Source organism: Pseudomonas sp. PDM20, from assembly GCF_014852575.3.
Classification (GTDB): domain Bacteria; phylum Pseudomonadota; class Gammaproteobacteria; order Pseudomonadales; family Pseudomonadaceae; genus Pseudomonas.
The window spans coordinates 2,916,713-2,933,967 of record NZ_CM181224.1 but is presented as its reverse complement, the minus strand read 5'-3'; the positions used below and the strand labels follow the sequence as shown (position 1 = coordinate 2,933,967).

Genomic DNA, 17,255 nt, shown 5'->3' with positions numbered 1-17,255 from the left:
CTCAGGTGATCGCGCGGGACAGGTGCTCCAGCACACGCTCCACCGCGCGCTCCAGGCAACCCTTGAAGAAGTGGTCCGCGCCGGCGTAGAGCACCACCTCGCGCTGCGTCGGGCGCGCCCAGTCGAGCAGGTTCGCCAGCGGCGCCATCTCGTCCGCCTCGCCATGCAGCAGCAGGCAATCGGCAGGCAGGTCCTGTGCTTCGTAGTCGCGGCCACCGGGTACGGTGCCCACCGGCAAACCCATCAGGACGATGGCAGCCGCAGGCGTTGAGAGCATGCCGGCAACACGGGCGAACACATAGGCTCCGAAGGAAAAGCCCACCAGCGCCAGCGGCAGCTGCGGATACTCGCTACGCAGGTGCGCGATCACCGCGAGCATGTCCTGCGCCTCGCCGATGCCTTCGGCGTACTCGCCCTCGCTGCCATCCACACCCCGGAAGCTCGGCCGCACGGTCATCCAGCCGGCGCCACAGAGCTTGCGCGAAAGGGTCAGCGGCACGCGGTGTTTCGGGCTGCCGCCGAGCAGCGGCTGCGGATGGCTGATCAGCGCGAGGCCTTGCACCGGCAAGTCCGGCCGGTCGATCAGCAACTGCAGCTTGCCCACCGGGCCATCGATCAGTTGTGTGCTGCGCTGTTCTTCGGCGGGCATGGGATTTCCTTGGGACGGGAGGGAACCCGCATTGTAGGACCGGTGCTTCTGCGCGTCATGGCAGGCAAGCCTCGCCGCGGGTCCGCCAGGACAACAGCGGATCGGATGTCGTTCTCCCCTTCATCGGGAGTGGCAAACGAATGACGAACAAACTGACGCTTCCCACAAGAAAAGCAGACCCAAACTTGACCGGTTTCAACCTCGCCCGAACTGCCACCCCGCAGGCCTGTCACCGCCCCTAACCTCAGCTCACCGCCATGCCCATGACGGTACGCACGAAGAAGCTGTCATGCCGTCTCGTGCGTCTTCCGCAAGCCTCCAGGTTCTGCAATCCCAATGGGAGTGTGAGACATGAATACCTACCCCTTTGACGAGCAGAAGGACCTGCTGCGTTGGCAAGACGTCTGCTACGGAGCGTCACCCCTGATCTACATTCACGGCCTGGGCTGCGCATCGACCAGTGACTACCCCGCGGTCATCGCATCGGACGCCTATTGCCGGCGCCGCTCCTGGCTGGTGGACCTGCCCGGCGCCGGTTTCAGCGACAAGCCCGACGCCACCCTCTACGGCACAACCGCCCAGGCCCAGACGCTGGAAAGCTGGATTCTCAGCACCGGCGTCAACCGCTGCGGCCTGTTCGGCCACAGCGCCGGCGCCTTCATCGCTCTCAAGCTCGCAGCCGCCCTGCCGAACAAGGTCAACAAGCTGATCCTCTGCCAACCCGGTCTCAGCGACTATGGCATTGCCCTGCTCGAATCCATCACTTCCATGAGTGAGAGCGAGTTTGTCGCCATCGGCTTTTCACAGCTGCTCGAACGACTCGGGGAAGACGGCGACAACGAAGCCTGGCTCGGTCCTTTCCAGATCTGCTCACCCCAGGCCATCTACCAGTGGGCCGGCGCGGCGCTCGCCGACTACGACGCAGGCGCATGGATCGAGGCACTGAAAATGCTGCGTACCCCCAGGAAGGCCGTGATCCTCTCGGACAACACACCGCTCAACGACATCCGTCTGTATCACCAGGCCGGCTGCCGGGTTGAGATCGTTGCCCATAGCGGGCACATGATCGCCTACGACAACCCGGATGGCCTGGCGCAGGCAATTTCCCACCTCGCCTGTTAGACCCGCGAGGTGCCGCACCGGCGCCCCGGAACGAGGCGCCGGTGCCAGCCATTACAGGATCGACAGCGGGTAGTCGACGATCAGGCGGAACTCGTTGACGTCGCCCTCGGCCTGGTCGGCGTTGCCCCGGTGGATCGCCTCGCGCAGGCGCAAGGACAGGTCCTTCGCCGGCCCGGACTGCACCACGTACTTCGCTTCCAGGTTGGTCTCGTGGTGCTTGCCGTCCTCACCATAGCCATAGCCGCGGTAAGGGCTGTCGGCGGCCATTTTCGTGCCGTCGATGCCATGGCCGTTGACGTAGCGGGCCATGAAGCTCAGGCCGGGGACGCCGTAGGTGGCCATCGCCAGGTCGTAGCGCATCTGCCAGGACTTCTCTTCCGGACCGTTGAAGTCCGAGTACTGGATGGAGTTGGCGAGAAAGATCGAGTCGCCCGTGTCGCCGGGGCCGTTGACGCCGAAGGCCACGTAGTCGAACGGCGTATCGCCGTGGACCTTCTGGTACGCCAGCGTCAGGGTATGCGCGGTGAGGAAGGTGTACGCAGCAGCGGCGGACCAGGTGGTGTTGCTGATCTCGCCGGCCTTGGCGCTGCCGTCGTCATTGGTGCGGTAGAGGTTGAAGTCGAAGTTCAGCGACTGGTCATCCGCCAGCGGCAGCGTGTAGTTGGCGTTGCCGTAGTACTGGCGCCACACGTCTTCGAGTTTGGACGCATACAGCGAGAAGTTCAGCGCGTCGTTGACCGCGTACTTGCCGCCCACGTAGTCGATGCTGCTGGCCTCGACGTTGGCGTAGGAGGCCCAGATGCCGTGGTCGCCGTTGGTGGTCACCGGGCCGTTGCCACCGGTGAAGTGGCCGCCGTCCAGATCCAGCCCGGCGATCTCGCTGCTGAGCACGTTGAAACCGGTGGCGGTCTGCGGGAACAGGCGCGTGCCACCAGCGGCGAACACCGGTGCGGTGGGCTGCAGATCGCCCCAGCGCAGTTCGGTTTTCGACACACGCAGCTTCACCGCGCCGCCGGCACGGCCGTACTCGCTTTCCGGCGAGCCATCGTCACGCACCGGCAGGTTGCCGGTGCCGGAGGTGCCGGCGCCGCCATCCAGGCGGATACCCCAGTTACCGAAGGCCTCGACACCGAAACCTACCGTGCCCTGGGTGAAGCCGGAGCTGTAGTTCAGCGTAAAGCCCTGGGTCCAGTCCTTGCGGTCACCCGCCCCGGACTTGCGATCGCTGTTGTAGTAGTAATTGCGCATCAGCAGCGAAGCGCTGCTGCCTTCGATGAAGCCGGTGGCTTCGGACTGGTCGGAAACGGCGGCGGCTTGCGCCAACTGGAACGGAATGCCGGCGAGTGATGCACTGACACAGGCACCGAGCATTGAAAGACGGAACGCGGACATCTGCTACCCCTTTGTTGGACTTGTCTTGGCAGGTGTATCGAGTGACTTCTGAACAACTTTCTTATGTTTCCCCGCCCTAGGCAGAGCGAGCGAAGAGATAACAATCCGCCGTCTGCGTCTCCAACCAGCACTGTCGATAGTCGATATCGAGACGAATGATTAAGCATTTTCCAGCCGCGCCATTAAGCTTGCGCCCCGATGAAGAACATGAGTCCCGGATGCCCGCTCCAGAGCGTCCGGAGGATTGCTCCACTTCATCATCCTTTGGTTTGGCCGCCTCCCCAGGCGGCCTTTTTTTTGCCTGAAGGAAAGTTATGGAACAGCCGTTCCAGACCATTTCCGGATAATTATCCCGGCCACTTTCCGAGTTATCCGGACGGTACTTTCCGCGAACTTCCCCTGAACTTGGCCGGGCAACTTCCGCAGGATCGGGCAACCCTTGCGCCAGCCGGAAACTCACCCGGTACGCCGTTCATCCCCTGCCTTGCGCCGCCCCCAACGAGTCACTTGCGCAAAGCAAGTGACTGCTTTAGATTACGACCATAATCTTTTTCAGCCCGACCTTGCCTGTCGCCTTGCCAGGCCCGAGACAAGGCGGCCCAATTAGATGACGACTCTCATGTAAAGGGTGCGACCATGCGCAGAACCAGCTTCGACCACCTGCCCTGCCCGGTAGCCCAGGCGCTGGACCTGATCGGCGACAGCTGGAACGTGCTGATCCTGCGCGAAGCCTTCTACGGCTCCACCCGCTTCGACCAGTTCCTCGCACGATTGGGCATCGCCAGCAACGTGCTCACCCGCCGCCTGCGCGCCCTGGTGGATAGCGGGCTGTTGCAGCGCCGCCAGTACAACGATCACCCGCCGCGCTTCGACTACCTGCTCACCGAGCGCGGCCGCGACCTGCGCCCGGTGCTGCTGACGCTGCTGCAGTGGGGCAAGCGCCACGCCGCCATGGCCAGCACCGCCGAACTGGTGGACACCCGCAGCGGCCGCCCGGTGCGCATTGCCCTGGTGGATGCCGACAGCGGCGAGCCCATCGGCCCGCAACACCAGATTCACCGCCGCGAGGACGACCGACTCGTCCCCGTCGTCCCGCAAGCGAACTCCCAGAACATCCCCCAAGCCGATCACGCCTGAGCGAGGCCGCCATGAACCAGCCCGTCACCCTCCCCGCCACGCCTGCCGTCGAAACGGCCAGAGCGAAATCCCGCAAGGCGCTCAAGTTGGCCATCGCCACCGCCGCCATCCTCGGCGCCGCCGCCTACGTCGGACACTGGTGGCTCGACGGGCGCTTCCTGGAAAAGACCGACGATGCCTACGTCGGCGGCGACGTCACCGTCATCAGCCCGCGCGTGGCCGGCTACATCGCCGAGCTGAAAGTGAGCGACAACCAGTTGGTGCACGCCGGCGACCTGCTCGCTCGTATCGACGACCGTGACTACCGTGCCGCGCTGGCCAAGGCCGAGGGCGCGGTGCATGCCGAGGAGGCAGCGCTGGGCAATGTCGACGCCCAGGCCTCGCTGCAGGACGCGCTGATCCGCCAGAGCCAGGCGGAGATCGACGCGGCCGCCGCCGAAGAGGTTCGCACCCGCGACGACCAGCGTCGCTACGCCACCCTGGTGCGCACCAACGCCGTATCGGTGGAGGCCGCGCAGCGCGCCGACGCCAGCTTCAAATCCGCCCGCGCCAACAGCGACAAGGCCCGCGCCAGCCTGCTCGCCGCGCGTCGCCAGCTGGACGTGATCCACAGTCAGCGGCAGCAGGCCCAGGCAGCGCTGGAGCAGGCCATAGCCGCCCGTGACCTGGCCCGCCTGGACCTCAGCTACACCGAACTGCGCGCCCCGGTGGACGGCTACATCGGCAACCGCCGCGCACGGGTCGGCAGCTACGTCGCCGCCGGTACCCAGCTGCTCGCCGTGGTGCCCGCGCAGGGCCTGTGGGTGGACGCCAATTTCAAGGAAGACCAACTGGCGCGCATGCAGCCCGGCCAGGCGGTGACCATCGAGGCCGACATCCTGCCCGGCAAGGTCTTCCACGGCCACCTGGACAGCCTCGCCCCGGCCACCGGCGCGCAGTTCAGCATCCTCCCGCCGGAGAACGCCACCGGCAACTTCACCAAGATCGTCCAGCGCGTGCCGGTGCGCGTGCACCTGGACGATGCCGACGGCCGCCTGGGCAACCTGCGCCCCGGCCTCTCGGTACTGGTGGAAGTGGATACCCGTGCCCACGCGCACGATGCCGCCGACCAGCGCGTCGTCCTGAGCAACCAGCCGTGAACCTCTCCGCCAGCAAGCTGTGGATCGCAAAGCACTGGAGCAGCGAGGTGATCCCGGTGGAGAGTCTTTCCACCGGCCGCAAAGTCATCTCCTTTGCCTGCATGTGCCTGGGGATGTTCATCGCCCTGCTGGACATCCAGATCGTCTCCGCGTCGCTGCGCGACATCGGCGGCGGGTTATCGGCGGGGGCCGATGAACTGGCCTGGGTGCAGACCAGCTACCTGATCGCCGAGATCATCGTCATCCCGCTCTCCGGCTGGCTGTCCAAGGTGCTCTCCACGCGCTGGCTGTTCGCCGCCTCGGCACTGGGCTTCACCCTTACCAGCCTGCTCTGCGCCATGGCCTGGAACATCCAGAGCATGATCGCCTTCCGCGCGCTGCAGGGCTTCCTCGGTGGTTCGATGATCCCCATGGTGTTCACCACCGGCTTCCTCTACTTCGACGGCAAGCAGCGGGTGATAGTCGCCGCCACCATCGGCGCCATCGCCTCCCTGGCGCCGACTCTCGGGCCGGTGGTCGGCGGCTGGATCACCGACATTTCCTCCTGGCCCTGGCTGTTCTATATCAACCTGGTGCCGGGGCTGTTCGTCGCCATCGTGGTGCCGGTCATGGTGCGTATCGACAAGCCCGACCTGTCGCTGCTCAAGGGCGCCGACTACCCGGCGATTCTGCTGATGGCGCTGTTCCTCGGCTGCCTGGAATACACCCTGGAGGAAGGCCCGCGCTGGAACTGGTTCAGCGACGACACCATCGTTGCCACCGCGTGGATTTCCGCACTATGCGGCATTGCCTTCATCTACCGCAGCCTGACCGCCGCGCACCCCATAGTCGACCTGCGCGCCCTGAAGGAACGCAACTTCGCCCTCGGCTGCCTGTTCAGCTTCGTCACCGGCATCGGCATCTTCGCCACCATCTACCTGACCCCGCTGTTCCTCGGCCGGGTGCGCGGCTACGGCGCGCTGGACATCGGCCTGGCGATCTTCTCCACGGGCATCTTCCAGATCATGAGCATCCCGCTCTACGCCGCCCTCGCCCGGCGCGTCGACCTGCGCTGGATTCTGCTGCTGGGCATGGTGATGTTCACCCTGTCGATGTATGAATTCGCTCCGCTGACCCACGACTGGGGTGCGGGCCAGCTGATGTTCCCGCAGGCCCTGCGCGGCATGGCGCAGCAGTTCTGCGTAGCGCCCACCGTGACGCTGGCACTGGGCTCGCTGCCGCCGGAGCGCCTGAAGCTCGCCTCCGGGCTGTTCAACCTGATGCGCAACCTGGGCGGCGCCATCGGCATCGCCGCCTGCGCCACGGTGCTCAACGACCGCACCAACCTGCACTTCCTGCGTCTGGCCGAGCACCTGAACAGTGGCAACGAAGCGCTCAACCACTGGCTGGCGCCCTCCATGGAGTTCAACGGCGAACCCTCGCAACAGGCGCTGAAACACCTGTGGGACCTGACCTGGCGCGAGGCGCAGACGCTGACCTTCGCCGACGCCTTCCTGCTGGTCGGCGCGTGCTTCGCGGTGACACTGCTACTGGTGCCGCTGATGCACAGGATCGCCCCACCCACGCAGCCCAGCGCGGACAGTCACTGAGCCGCCATCAGCTCCTCGAGGAAGGCGACGAACACGCGGATGCGGCTGGATTCACGCAGGCTCGGCGGGTACAGCACGTTGATGCTGCCCACGGTGTTGCCGGGATAGGAGTCGTACGCGGGCAGCAACCGTACCAGCCGCCCGGCGCGGACGTCTTCGGCCACCAGCCAGTCCGAAAGCAGCGCGATACCGCCGCCGCCCAGCGCGGTCTCGCGCAGGACATCGGCGTTGTTGCTCTGCAGGCGGCCCTGCACGTTGAGCGGCCAGGTGTCCTGGCCGTCACTGCAGGTCCAGGTCAGGTGTGCGCCGCCGTAGTCGAAGCGCAGGCACTGGTGCTCCATCAGGTCCAGCGGGTGGGCCGGTGTGCCGGCGCGCTGCAGGTAGTCGGGGCTCGCCACCAGCCAGCGCTGGAACTGGCCGATGGGGCGACTGATGATGTCGTCGCTGGTAAGGCTCGAGCCCAGGCGCACGGAGAGGTCGATCTGCTGTTTCGGCAGGTCGGTGATCTGGTCGCTCAGGGACAGGCTGACCTCCAGCTCCGGGTACTGCGCCAGCAGGCTTCCCAGGTGCGGAGCGATGACTCGGCGACCGAACTCCACCGGTACGCTGACGCGCAACCGCCCCTTCGCCTCGCGGCCACGGTCGCTGACCAGTCCGTCGGCTTCCACCAACGCCTCGAGGATTTCCACGGCCTTGTCGTAGTACGCCTGCCCGGCGAGGGTCGGGCTGCTGTGGCGGGTGGTGCGGTTGAGCAGCGTGGCGCCCAGTTCCGCTTCCAGCGCCGCCACCTGGCGGGTCACCGAGGAGGTTGCCACGCCGAGCTTGCGGGCCGCCGCCGAGTAACCGCCACAACGGACGGTCTCGACGAACATCGACAGGGCCTGCAGTTTGTCCATGGCGGCACTCCGGGAGCGGGAAACCCCGGAGTGTACCCAATCACCCCTGCGCCCGCCTTGCACGCCTGTGCTCTCAGGCGTGGCTGTCGCCGCGCAGCAGGAAGAGCAAAGTGGCGATGGTCGGGACAGCCGCCGCGCCGATGGCGAACGGCGTCCAACTGATGGCTTCGTAGAGCGGGCTGGCGACCAGCGAACCGAGTGCACCGCCGACGAAGATGCTGGTCATGTACACCGCGTTCAGGCGCGCACGGCTGTGCGGGTCGAGGGCGTAAACCTCGCGCTGGCCGAGCACCATGTTCAGCTGCACGGCGAAATCCAGCAGCACCGCGCACACCACCAGCCAGAAGAACCCCGCACCGGGCAGCGCGCCAAGCAACAGCGCGAACGGCGCCAGCAGCAGCGCCACCAGGGTGCCCTTGAAGGTATGCCCGGCATCGGCCAGCCGTCCGGCGATGGGCGCGGCAACGGCTCCGACCGCGCCGACCAGGGCGAACAGCGCGACCTGGGTCTGACTGAAGCCGTGGTGGCGGATCAGCTCGATGGGGGCGATGGTCCAGAAGGCGCTGAACGCGGCGAACAGCAGGCCCTGATAAAGCGCGCGCTCACGCAGCACAGCGTAGCGCCGCGCCAGGGAGAACACCGAACCGATCAGCTGCGGGTAGGTCGCGCTGTGGGCCGGCACGCGGCGCGGCAGCGCCACCGCCATCACCAGCGCGATCACCAGCATCAGCACGGACGCGGCGAGAAACACTCCGCGCCAGCCGAAGACTTCCGCCACCAGGCTGGACACCGGCCGCGACAGCAGGATGCCCAGCAACAGGCCGCCCATGATGTTGCCCACCACACGGCCACGGGCCTCCTCCGGCGCCAGGTGCGCGGCCAGCGGCACGAGGATCTGCACCGCCACCGAGGTCAGGCCGATCAGCAGTGCGCAGGCCAGCAGCACCGACGGCGAATTCGCCAGCCCGGCGCCGGCCAGGCACAGCGCCACGGCCAGGGTGAAGCCGATCACCAGCTTGCGGTTTTCCAGCAGGTCCGCCAGCGGCACCAGAAACAGCAGGCCAATGGCGTAGCCGAACTGCGTCAGCGAGACGATCAGGCTGGCTTTTTCGGTGGAGAGGCCAATCGCCGGGGCAATCAGCTCGACGATGGGTTGCGCGTAATACAGGTTGGCGACGACGGCGCCGCAGCAGAACGCGAGCAGCACCACCATTGCCGAGGACAGGGTCGGCTGCGCGTGGTCGGCCGGAAGGGAATTCGAAGCGGGGTTCATGACCATTCCTTGTGGGAAAAACAGTGGCGCCAGCCTATGCCGGCAGCCTCCCGCGCAGAATCGGTCGGGCCGGCAATACAGCGGTGCGCGAAACGCAACGCTGCCTGCCGGCGCGGGCCTCAGGCCATGTCGCTGTTGCTGAACTCCTCGGCGAGGAAGTCGATCAGCGTGCGCACCGAGGGCAGCAGGCCACGGCGCGAAGGGAAGATCGCATGGACGATGCCGCACTTGGGCGACCAGCCCGGCAGCAACTCCACCAACCGGCCGGCGGCCAGGTCCTCGCGCACCGCCACACGCGGCATGTGGGCGATGCCGACACCGGCAATTACCGCGTTGCGCAGGGCCAGCAGGTCATCGGTGACCATCCGCGGCTTGTGCGAGATGAGCAGGCGCTCGCCCTCTTCATTGAACAGCTCCCACTGGTATTCGCGCTGCATGCCGCCCCAATGCAGGCTGGGCAGCTGGCCGAAGCCCAGCGGCGAGCTGTCGCCGGCCATGCGTTCGAGGAAGTCCGGGCGCCCCACCAGGCACTGGGTGCTGTTGCCCAGCACCTTCATCACCATGTCGGTGTTCTCCAGCGGCGGGAAGCGCACCCGCAGGGCGATGTCGAAACCCTCATGGAGCAGGTCGACGCGGCGGTTGGTGCTCTCGATGAACAGCTCCACCAGCGGGTACCGGAGCATATAGCGGGTGAGCATCGGCCCGACCCAGGAGTTGAGCAGCGTCGTCGGGCACGCCAGCCGCACCAGTCCGCGCGGCTCGGCGCGGTTGCGCTCGATGACCTCGGAAGCGCCTTCCGCCTCGATGCGCATGGCCACGCAGCGCTGGTAGTACTCCTGGCCGATCTCGGTCAGCGAACAGTGCCGGCTGGTTCGGTGCAGCAGACGCACGCCCAGGCGTTCCTCCAGTTGGGCGATGCGCCGGCTGAGCTTGGACTTGGGGATGTCCAGCGCGCGGCCGGCAGCGGCGAAACCACCCTGCTCCACCACCTGGGTGAAGTAATAGAGGGTGTTGAGGTCTTCCATGGATCGTTCTCCGCATGGAACGCTGGGAAAGCTGCGGAGCTTACCGCATCGCGCGGTGCCCGAACTCCCCCTGCAGGAGCGGGCCATGCCCCCGACAGCGCCTGTCAGGCACTGCTGAAGCCTGCGCGATATCCCGCCGTTTTCCACGAATCTTCCCACCCGCCAACCGCCTTGTGGGCCTACACGAGCCATCGCTAGATTCCAACCCGCCACGGTCAATCCCGTGGTCGGGTTTGGTGACCTGATAACCAGCGCGATTGCGCTGAAAGTGCATGCGAAGACGGCGAATCGTTTTCGTAGGCCCCCACGCAACTGTAGAAAACTACAGCGCTGATATGGCGGATCGCGTGGGGAGGCCCTCGGGCCTGCCGGCTCTGGTTCCGGTTCACCAACCTCACGCGGTCCGCCTCCCTTTTCGGGATGGCGGCTCTCTCCCCGAGTTGGAGTACCTGCCATGGATGCCCTTATTACCGTCACCGCCACGACCTTCCTGCGCCACAACCGCCCCGTACGCGGCGTGATGATCGACAACCAGCCCTGGTTCGTCGGCACCGACGTCGCCCGCCTGCTCGGCCTGCACCACCCCACCGTCCTCGCCCGCCGCCTGGAAGAAGGCGAAGCCAGGACCGTGCGCCTGCTGTGCAACAGCGGCAACGAGGAACAAGTCGAAGTCATCAGCGAAGCGGCGCTGTACATGGCGTTCTACCGCCACAGCCATCCGGAAAACCGCACCCTTCGCCAATGGTTCAGCCACGAGGTGATCCCGCAGCTGCGCGACGAGCACACGCAATGCCCGCACCAGCCACGGCGCATGCGCATGACCTGGCTGGACGGCTTCGTCACCGTGCTCGACTGGCAGGGCGAAGTCTGGGTTCCGCTGGACGACCTGCCGACCTTCACTCGCGTCAACGGCAAGCCAAAGGGTCCGCGCGGTTTCTGGAAGCGCTGAGTGGCCAGCCGATCCGCAGCAGCCTCGTCGCCAGGGCACTCCCGAGTCGGCGACGAGCAGCCTGTTTGAAAGACGTGGCAACAAACGCCGGGTTGATCGGCTTCGGCCGTCGCACCTAGAATCACCGGGCTCGATTTCCGGGCATTCCTTTCTGATCCGTTGAGACAGGCTTCATGTTGGAGATAGCAGTAATCCGATAACCCCCTTCGCCTTGCCGACAAGGCGGGCCGGTTATCGATGCGCACAAACGCTGGCAGACACCACCTCGTGTCTGCGGTTTCTACGCACCTACTGCATTCAGGTTTCCATCATGAATATTTCCAGACCGGAACAACGGACCCTGCACGTCCTCGCCAAGGGCGGCCACATTTCCTTCCAGCGCGACGACGCCGGACGCGTCGTCTTCGTCGAGTGCTATACCCGTGACGGGTATGTACTGGCCGACTGCACCCTGGCTGTCTTCAGGAAGCTCAGGGACAAGCGCCTGATCATCTCGCGCGGCGGTTCACCCTACCGGATCAACGCCACAGGCCTGGGCGCCGTGCGCCCACAACTGGACAACCGCTGACCCACCAAAGGCCGGGCCGGCTTCGCGCGCCCGGCCACCTGCACAAGGGAACTACACCATGCCTTACGAGATTCGCCGGGAACGGCCTGAAGATGTCGCCGTCATTGCCGAAGTAACCACCGCCGCCTTCGCCGTGGCCGAACACCGCAGCGGCACCGAAGGTGCCATCGTCGATGCCTTGCGCACGGCCGGGGCGCTGAGCGTTTCGCTGGTCGCCACGTTGGAGGGCGAGGTGGTCGGCCATGTGGCTTTCTCGCCCGTCACCCTGGACGGCGCGGACCTCGGCTGGTACGGCCTGGGGCCGGTCTCGGTGCGGCCGGAGCTGCACGGCCGGGGCATCGGTGCCGCGCTGATTCGCGCCGGGCTGGAGCGCCTGAACGCCCTGGGTGCGAAAGGCTGCGTGGTGCTCGGCGACCCGGCCTACTACCCGCGCTTCGGCTTTCGCCAGGACCCGGCGATCCAGTATGCGGGCGTGCCGCCGGAATACTTCATGGCGCTGTCGCTGGACGGATCGAAGGCCGCCGGACAGGTTGCCTACCACAGCGGTTTCTCCGCGACCTGAAGACGAGAACAGTCGCCATGTCTCCATCGATCAGCACGGCATCGATCCGCCCCGCCACCCCGGCGGACATCGACACCCTCTTCGACATCCGCACCAGCGTGCGGGAGAACCACCTGAGCCGCGAGCAGATGGCCGATATGGGCATCACGCCGCAGGTGCTGGCCGAGGCAATTGAATCTGCGCCTTGCGCGTGGGTCGCCGAGATCGACGGTATTGCCGGCGGCTTCGCCATGGTGGATACCGAAGAGGGAGAACTCTTCGCCCTGTTCGTACGCCCGGAGTTCGAGGGCCAGGGCATGGGTCGGCTTTTGCTGACGGCGGCCGAGGAGCAGTTGTTCCGCAAGCACGGGAGCATCTGGCTGGTGACCGATGGTGGCGATGGCATTCGCGCCAATGCCTTCTACCGCCGCCACGGCTGGCAACTCGCCGAGCGCGTGGATGAGCGGGATGTGCGCTACGAGAAGCCCCGCCCCTGACCGTGAATTCTCACTGTAGGAGCAACTGTCTTTCCCTGGTAGTTCCGTGTTTGTGCTTTCCCTCACCCCAGCCCTGGCTGCGCGCCCCGCTCCTCAGGGAGAGGGAGCAAATCGTGCCGGCTGACGCTGCGGTTTCATCCGGCACCGAACGGTCCCCTCTCCCTATGGGAGAGGGTTAGGGTGAGGGCCGATCCGAGCACAGATCTATCCGGTAGGAGCGGGCCCTGCCCGCGATCCGCCGGCAGGGCCGGTGGCGGATCAAACAGCTGAATGTCAGGCGAACGTCATCACTGGTTCCAGACCGCGCCTTACAGGCGCTGTTCGCGGGCGTGGCCCGCTCCTGCAGGAAACGACGTGCCTGACAGGAAGCTCCGTCACAGCAGCGACTTGCCCTGGCTGAGGACCTTGTCGCACACCTGCTTGGTGACCTTTTCCTTGATGCCGCTGCCGGACAGGTCAAGGCTCTTGCCGTCGCTGCCGGTAAGGATGCCCTTGGCGCCATCCTTGTAGCCGCTGTCACTGGTGGTGGTGTTGCCCGGCAGCTTGCCCAGCAGCTTGTCCTTCACCTGGGTGGCGGCATCGGCGTTGAGGTAGTTGTTCTTCGCGCAATACTCCAGCAAGCCGGCGACATTGCTGCTGCTCGACGATGCGGACGGCAGGCTGCCAAGGCCGCCGAGCTGGCCGGCGACATCGCCGAGGGAGGCGGCCTGGGTCATCGACCAGGGCAGCAACGCGGCGGCGAGGACCGCGGGAATCAGTTTGCGGGCATTCATGGGATTCTCCTGTTCATGGGGCGCTCCTGGTTGCGTTCGACGCAACGCGGGGCGCCACTGCGAGTGTAGACACCCCTGCGCGCCAACTCAGTACCCCACCGACTTCAGCACCTCGTCCATGTCGAGGCTCGGCGGCCGGCCGAGGAACATCAGCAACTGGTCGGTACGGTTGGTGAAGAAGCCGTCCACGCCAGCCTTGGTGAACTTGTCGAAGTCCACCGAGTCGTCGACGGTGTAGGCATGCACGAACAGGCCACGCTCGTGGGCGGCCTGGTTCATCCACGGCTGCACCAGGTCCATGTAGCTCTGGTCGCCACGGGCGGTCAGGGTCGCCGAAGGGCCCGTGCCCAGCGCGCCATGGGCCTTGGCCCAGTCCAGCCAGGCAAAGAACTCTTCCCTGGACTTCACCTCCTGCCGGGCATAGAAGTCCGCCTTGATCTTCTCGCCGGACTGGGCAAAGGTCGTCGGGCTCTTCGCCGCCATATAGCCATCGCCAGTCCACAGCAGCAGGATCTTCGGCACCTTCGGCATACTCTTCTGCAGCAGTTCGAGGCTGCTCTTCTCGAAGGTCTGCAGGACGATCTTGCCTTGCGGCTCGCCGTCCGCGTTGAGCCAGCCGCGGTTTTCCAGGGTCTTGCGCAGGTCTTCCTCGATGCCGGGGAACCGCCCCGGCGCCTTGGTTTCCAGGTACAGGCCGGGGGTTTCGCCGCCGCCTTCGGCGATGTCGATCAACTCGTCCAGGGTGAGGATGCGCAGCCCCGCGTACTTGGAGCGGGCGCGCTCGGGATAGATGGCGTTGAACCAGCTGCCGGCATCCAGGCGCTTGAGTTCGGCCAGGGTGAACTTGCTCACCGGGTCCTTCTCGCGGCCGGGGAAGACCTTGGCGATGTTGGTGGTGCGCTCCAGGGTGTCGTCATGCACCGCCACCAGCACGCCGTCGCTGGTGCGCTGCAGGTCCGCTTCCAGGTAGTCCGCGCCCAGGTCGCGGGCGGCGAGATAGGCCGGCGCGGTTTCCTCCGGCGCATCGTGGGAAGCGCCGCGGTGGGCGATCACCGCCGGCCAGGGAACGCCGGCGGCCTCGCTGAGGGCGCGGCCGGGTGAGTCCTCGGCGCTGGCGGTGAAACTGGCGGCGGCCAGTGCGATGGAGCCCAGTACAGCGATGATGCGACGGCGCATGTGCGAAACCCCTTTGGCTGGGTAACGGATAAGCGGCCCAGTCTGCCGGCGGCCTGTGAAGCTCTTGCGACGGCCAGCCCACTCATGAACGACAAGGCCCGCGGACGATCGCTCGTCCGCGGGCCCTTTGCCCTTCCCTGCCCGATCAGCGCGGCAGGTCGAAGCGGTCGAGGTTCATCACCTTGGTCCAGGCCTTGACGAAGTCATGGACGAACTTGCGTTCGCCGTCCGAGCAACCATAGACCTCCGACAGCGCCCGCAGCTGAGAGTTTGAACCCAGTAGCAGGTCAATGCGGCTGCCGGTCCACCGGGCTTCGCCGGTCTTGCGGTCGCGGCCTTCGAACTCGGTGTTGTCCTCCGAGGTCGGTTTCCACACGGTGCCCATGTCCAGCAGGTTGACGAAGAAGTCGTTGCTGAGGGTGCCGGGGCGCGCGGTGAACACGCCGTTCTGCGAGCCGCCGGTGTTGGCACCGAGCACCCGCAGGCCGCCGATCAGCGCGGTGACTTCCGGCGCGGTCAGGGTCAGCAGCTGCGCCTTGTCGATCAGCAGCGCTTCGGCCGGCACGGCGAACTTCGCCTTCTGGAAGTTGCGGAAGGCATCGGCCACCGGCTCCAGCATGCCCACCGAGTGCACGTCGGTCTGCTCCTGGCTGGCGTCCATGCGGCCCGGTGCGAACGGCACGCTGACCTTGTGGCCACCCTTGCGCGCCGCCTCTTCCACGCCGGCATCGCCGGCCAGGACGATCAGGTCGGCCAGGGAAATCTTCTTGCCGCCGGCGGCGGATGCGTTGAACTCGGCCTGGATTTCCTCCAGCGCGCCGAGCACCTTGGCCAGCTGTTCGGGCTGGTTCACCGGCCAGTCCTTCTGCGGCGCCAGGCGGATGCGCGCGCCATTGGCGCCGCCGCGCTTGTCGGAGCCACGGAAGGTCGACGCCGAGGCCCAGGCGGTAGAGACCAGTTCGGAAACCGAGAGGCCCGAGGCCAGCACCTTGGCCTTGAGCGCGGCGATGTCCTGTTCGTCCACCAGCGGGTGGTTGACCGCCGGGATCGGGTCCTGCCAGATCAGCTCCTCTTTCGGCACTTCCGGCCCCAGGTAGCGAGCCAGCGGGCCCATGTCGCGGTGGGTCAGCTTGAACCAGGCACGGGCAAAAGCGTCGGCGAACGCGTCGGGATCTTCGTAGAAACGACGGGAAATCTTCTCGTAGATCGGATCGACACGCAGCGAGATGTCGGTGGTGAGCATCGACGGTGCACGGCGCTTGGACTTGTCGTGGGCATCGGGAATGCTGCCGGCGCCCGCGCCGTTCTTCGGCTGCCACTGGTGGGCGCCGGCCGGGCTCTTGGTCAGCTCCCATTCGTAGCCGAACAGGTTCCAGAAGAAGTTGTTGCTCCAGCGCGTCGGCGTGGACGTCCAGGTGACTTCCAGGCCGCTGGTGATGGCATCGCCACCGGAGCCCGTGCCGAAGGTGCTGACCCAGCCCAGGCCCTGGCTTTCCAGGCCGCCGGCTTCCGGGTCGGCGCCGACGTTGTCCGCCGGACCTGCGCCATGGGTCTTGCCGAAGGTGTGGCCGCCGGCAATCAGGGCGACGGTTTCCTCGTCGTCCATGGCCATGCGCGCGAAGGTCTCGCGAATGTCACGGGCGGCGGCCACCGGGTCGGGGTTGCCGTTGGGGCCTTCGGGGTTCACGTAGATCAGGCCCATCTGCACAGCGGCCAGGGGATTTTCCAGGTCACGCTCGCCGGTGTAGCGCTTGTCGCCGCCCAGCCAGGTGGTCTCTTCGCCCCAGTACACGTCCATGTCCGGTTCCCAGACGTCCTCACGGCCGCCGGCGAAGCCGAAGGTCTTGAAGCCCATGGATTCCAGGGCGACGTTGCCGGTAAGGACGATCAGGTCGGCCCAGGACAGTTTGGCGCCGTACTTCTGCTTGATCGGCCAGATGAGCCGGCGGGCCTTGTCCAGGCTGACGTTGTCCGGCCAGCTGTTGAGCGGGGCGAAGCGCTGCTGGCCACGCCCGGCACCGCCACGGCCGTCGCCGATGCGGTAGGTGCCGGCGGCGTGCCAGGCCATACGGATGAACAGCGGGCCGTAGTGGCCGAAGTCGGCCGGCCACCAGTCCTGGGAGTCGGTCATCACGGCGCGCAGGTCGGCCTTGACCGCTTCCAGGTCGAGGGTCTTGAAGGCCTCGGCGTAGTTGAAGTCCTCACCCATGGGGTTGGACTTGGAAGAATGCTGGTGCAGCAGGTCCAGCCTCAGCTGGTTGGGCCACCAGTCACGGTTCGATGTGCCACCACCGGCGGTCTGGTGGAAGGGGCAGCTACCTTTCTTTTCTTCACTCATTGCAGGCTCCTTGTGAGCGCCTGGCGCGGCGCTTCGTATACGCACAACCCATCAGAAGATAGATCAAACGGGACGGGCTGCTATTGCAGTTATTGATCGGCTCGAGCGGTAAAAGGCTATCGATGCGGGGATGGCGAAAAGCCGTGTTACAGAGGGGTGTGCCGGCAGGATCGGCGCGGGGAGGGTCGCGG

Annotated in this window: 16 protein-coding genes; 8 read left to right on the top strand and 8 right to left on the bottom strand. The window is 66.1% G+C overall.

Annotation, left to right across the window (positions count from 1 at the left end; translation table 11 throughout):
- Window position 1: 1 nt before the first annotated feature.
- Window positions 2-649, bottom strand: a complete 648-nt coding sequence (locus IB261_RS13460; RefSeq protein ID WP_192382849.1) for an alpha/beta hydrolase — start codon at window positions 647-649, stop codon at window positions 2-4.
- Between the two features lie 351 nt (window positions 650-1,000).
- Here IB261_RS13460 and IB261_RS13455 point away from each other — a divergent pair, with 351 nt between their 5' ends.
- Window positions 1,001-1,771: an alpha/beta fold hydrolase gene (locus IB261_RS13455; protein ID WP_081517016.1), complete on the top strand. Its 771-nt coding sequence runs from the start codon at window positions 1,001-1,003 to the stop codon at window positions 1,769-1,771.
- A 51-nt stretch (window positions 1,772-1,822) separates the two neighbouring features.
- Here the strand turns inward: IB261_RS13455 and IB261_RS13450 are convergent, their stop codons facing one another.
- Window positions 1,823-3,163, bottom strand: a complete 1,341-nt coding sequence (locus IB261_RS13450; protein WP_412548396.1) for an OprD family porin — start codon at window positions 3,161-3,163, stop codon at window positions 1,823-1,825.
- A 636-nt stretch (window positions 3,164-3,799) separates the two neighbouring features.
- Between IB261_RS13450 and IB261_RS13445 the strand changes: the two genes are divergently transcribed.
- From IB261_RS13445 to IB261_RS13435, 3 genes are all read left to right on the top strand, one after another.
- The gene (locus IB261_RS13445; protein WP_192382850.1) at window positions 3,800-4,300 is read left to right on the top strand and encodes a winged helix-turn-helix transcriptional regulator; all 501 of its coding nucleotides are present in this window, start codon (window positions 3,800-3,802) and stop codon (window positions 4,298-4,300) included.
- 11 nt (window positions 4,301-4,311) lie between these two features.
- Window positions 4,312-5,439 carry an HlyD family secretion protein gene (locus IB261_RS13440; RefSeq protein WP_192382851.1) on the top strand — a complete coding sequence of 376 codons (1,128 nt, stop codon included), beginning with the start codon at window positions 4,312-4,314 and terminating at the stop codon, window positions 5,437-5,439.
- A 101-nt stretch (window positions 5,440-5,540) separates the two neighbouring features.
- Window positions 5,541-7,028, top strand: a complete 1,488-nt coding sequence (locus IB261_RS13435) for a DHA2 family efflux MFS transporter permease subunit (RefSeq protein ID WP_225606133.1) — start codon at window positions 5,541-5,543, stop codon at window positions 7,026-7,028.
- On the opposite strand, the gene IB261_RS13430 is transcribed toward IB261_RS13435, so the two are convergent.
- The 3 genes from IB261_RS13430 to IB261_RS13420 form a co-directional block, all read right to left on the bottom strand.
- Complete coding sequence (locus IB261_RS13430) at window positions 7,022-7,924, bottom strand: LysR family transcriptional regulator (protein WP_192382852.1); 903 nt, start codon at window positions 7,922-7,924, stop codon at window positions 7,022-7,024. The genes IB261_RS13435 and IB261_RS13430 overlap by 7 nt on opposite strands.
- A 73-nt stretch (window positions 7,925-7,997) precedes the next feature.
- The gene (locus IB261_RS13425; protein WP_192382853.1) at window positions 7,998-9,197 is read right to left on the bottom strand and encodes an MFS transporter; all 1,200 of its coding nucleotides are present in this window, start codon (window positions 9,195-9,197) and stop codon (window positions 7,998-8,000) included.
- Window positions 9,198-9,316: 119 nt separating this feature from the next.
- Complete coding sequence (locus tag IB261_RS13420) at window positions 9,317-10,222, bottom strand: LysR substrate-binding domain-containing protein (RefSeq protein ID WP_192382854.1); 906 nt, start codon at window positions 10,220-10,222, stop codon at window positions 9,317-9,319.
- 454 nt (window positions 10,223-10,676) lie between these two features.
- Here IB261_RS13420 and IB261_RS13415 point away from each other — a divergent pair, with 454 nt between their 5' ends.
- From IB261_RS13415 to IB261_RS13400, 4 genes are all read left to right on the top strand, one after another.
- On the top strand, window positions 10,677-11,171 hold the full coding sequence (locus IB261_RS13415; protein ID WP_081517009.1) for a BRO-N domain-containing protein: 495 nt from the start codon (window positions 10,677-10,679) through the stop codon (window positions 11,169-11,171).
- A 310-nt stretch (window positions 11,172-11,481) separates the two neighbouring features.
- Entirely contained in the window at window positions 11,482-11,739 is a 258-nt protein-coding gene (locus tag IB261_RS13410) for a YjhX family toxin (RefSeq protein ID WP_081517008.1), read from the top strand.
- Between the two features lie 58 nt (window positions 11,740-11,797).
- Window positions 11,798-12,301, top strand: a complete 504-nt coding sequence (locus IB261_RS13405) for a GNAT family N-acetyltransferase (protein WP_192382855.1) — start codon at window positions 11,798-11,800, stop codon at window positions 12,299-12,301.
- 17 nt (window positions 12,302-12,318) lie between these two features.
- Entirely contained in the window at window positions 12,319-12,777 is a 459-nt protein-coding gene (locus IB261_RS13400; RefSeq protein WP_081517006.1) for a GNAT family N-acetyltransferase, read from the top strand.
- 374 nt (window positions 12,778-13,151) lie between these two features.
- Here IB261_RS13400 and IB261_RS13395 read toward each other — a convergent pair whose 3' ends face one another.
- From IB261_RS13395 to katG, 3 genes are all read right to left on the bottom strand, one after another.
- A complete protein-coding gene (locus IB261_RS13395; RefSeq protein WP_081517005.1) occupies window positions 13,152-13,550 on the bottom strand; it encodes a YjjA family protein in 399 nt (132 codons plus the stop codon).
- A gap of 87 nt (window positions 13,551-13,637) precedes the next feature.
- A complete protein-coding gene (locus IB261_RS13390) occupies window positions 13,638-14,726 on the bottom strand; it encodes a glycerophosphodiester phosphodiesterase (RefSeq protein ID WP_192382856.1) in 1,089 nt (362 codons plus the stop codon).
- A gap of 145 nt (window positions 14,727-14,871) precedes the next feature.
- Complete coding sequence (katG, locus tag IB261_RS13385) at window positions 14,872-17,064, bottom strand: catalase/peroxidase HPI (protein WP_192382857.1); 2,193 nt, start codon at window positions 17,062-17,064, stop codon at window positions 14,872-14,874.
- Between the last annotated feature and the right edge of the window lie 191 nt (window positions 17,065-17,255).

Coding starts and splice junctions, on each gene's coding strand:
- IB261_RS13460 (WP_192382849.1), bottom strand. CDS start 649: ATGCCCGCCGAAGAACAGCGCAGCACACAACTGATCGATGGCCCGGTG.
- IB261_RS13455 (WP_081517016.1), top strand. CDS start 1,001: ATGAATACCTACCCCTTTGACGAGCAGAAGGACCTGCTGCGTTGGCAA.
- IB261_RS13450 (WP_412548396.1), bottom strand. CDS start 3,163: ATGTCCGCGTTCCGTCTTTCAATGCTCGGTGCCTGTGTCAGTGCATCA.
- IB261_RS13445 (WP_192382850.1), top strand. CDS start 3,800: ATGCGCAGAACCAGCTTCGACCACCTGCCCTGCCCGGTAGCCCAGGCG.
- IB261_RS13440 (WP_192382851.1), top strand. CDS start 4,312: ATGAACCAGCCCGTCACCCTCCCCGCCACGCCTGCCGTCGAAACGGCC.
- IB261_RS13435 (WP_225606133.1), top strand. CDS start 5,541: ATGTGCCTGGGGATGTTCATCGCCCTGCTGGACATCCAGATCGTCTCC.
- IB261_RS13430 (WP_192382852.1), bottom strand. CDS start 7,924: ATGGACAAACTGCAGGCCCTGTCGATGTTCGTCGAGACCGTCCGTTGT.
- IB261_RS13425 (WP_192382853.1), bottom strand. CDS start 9,197: ATGAACCCCGCTTCGAATTCCCTTCCGGCCGACCACGCGCAGCCGACC.
- IB261_RS13420 (WP_192382854.1), bottom strand. CDS start 10,222: ATGGAAGACCTCAACACCCTCTATTACTTCACCCAGGTGGTGGAGCAG.
- IB261_RS13415 (WP_081517009.1), top strand. CDS start 10,677: ATGGATGCCCTTATTACCGTCACCGCCACGACCTTCCTGCGCCACAAC.
- IB261_RS13410 (WP_081517008.1), top strand. CDS start 11,482: ATGAATATTTCCAGACCGGAACAACGGACCCTGCACGTCCTCGCCAAG.
- IB261_RS13405 (WP_192382855.1), top strand. CDS start 11,798: ATGCCTTACGAGATTCGCCGGGAACGGCCTGAAGATGTCGCCGTCATT.
- IB261_RS13400 (WP_081517006.1), top strand. CDS start 12,319: ATGTCTCCATCGATCAGCACGGCATCGATCCGCCCCGCCACCCCGGCG.
- IB261_RS13395 (WP_081517005.1), bottom strand. CDS start 13,550: ATGAATGCCCGCAAACTGATTCCCGCGGTCCTCGCCGCCGCGTTGCTG.
- IB261_RS13390 (WP_192382856.1), bottom strand. CDS start 14,726: ATGCGCCGTCGCATCATCGCTGTACTGGGCTCCATCGCACTGGCCGCC.
- katG (WP_192382857.1), bottom strand. CDS start 17,064: ATGAGTGAAGAAAAGAAAGGTAGCTGCCCCTTCCACCAGACCGCCGGT.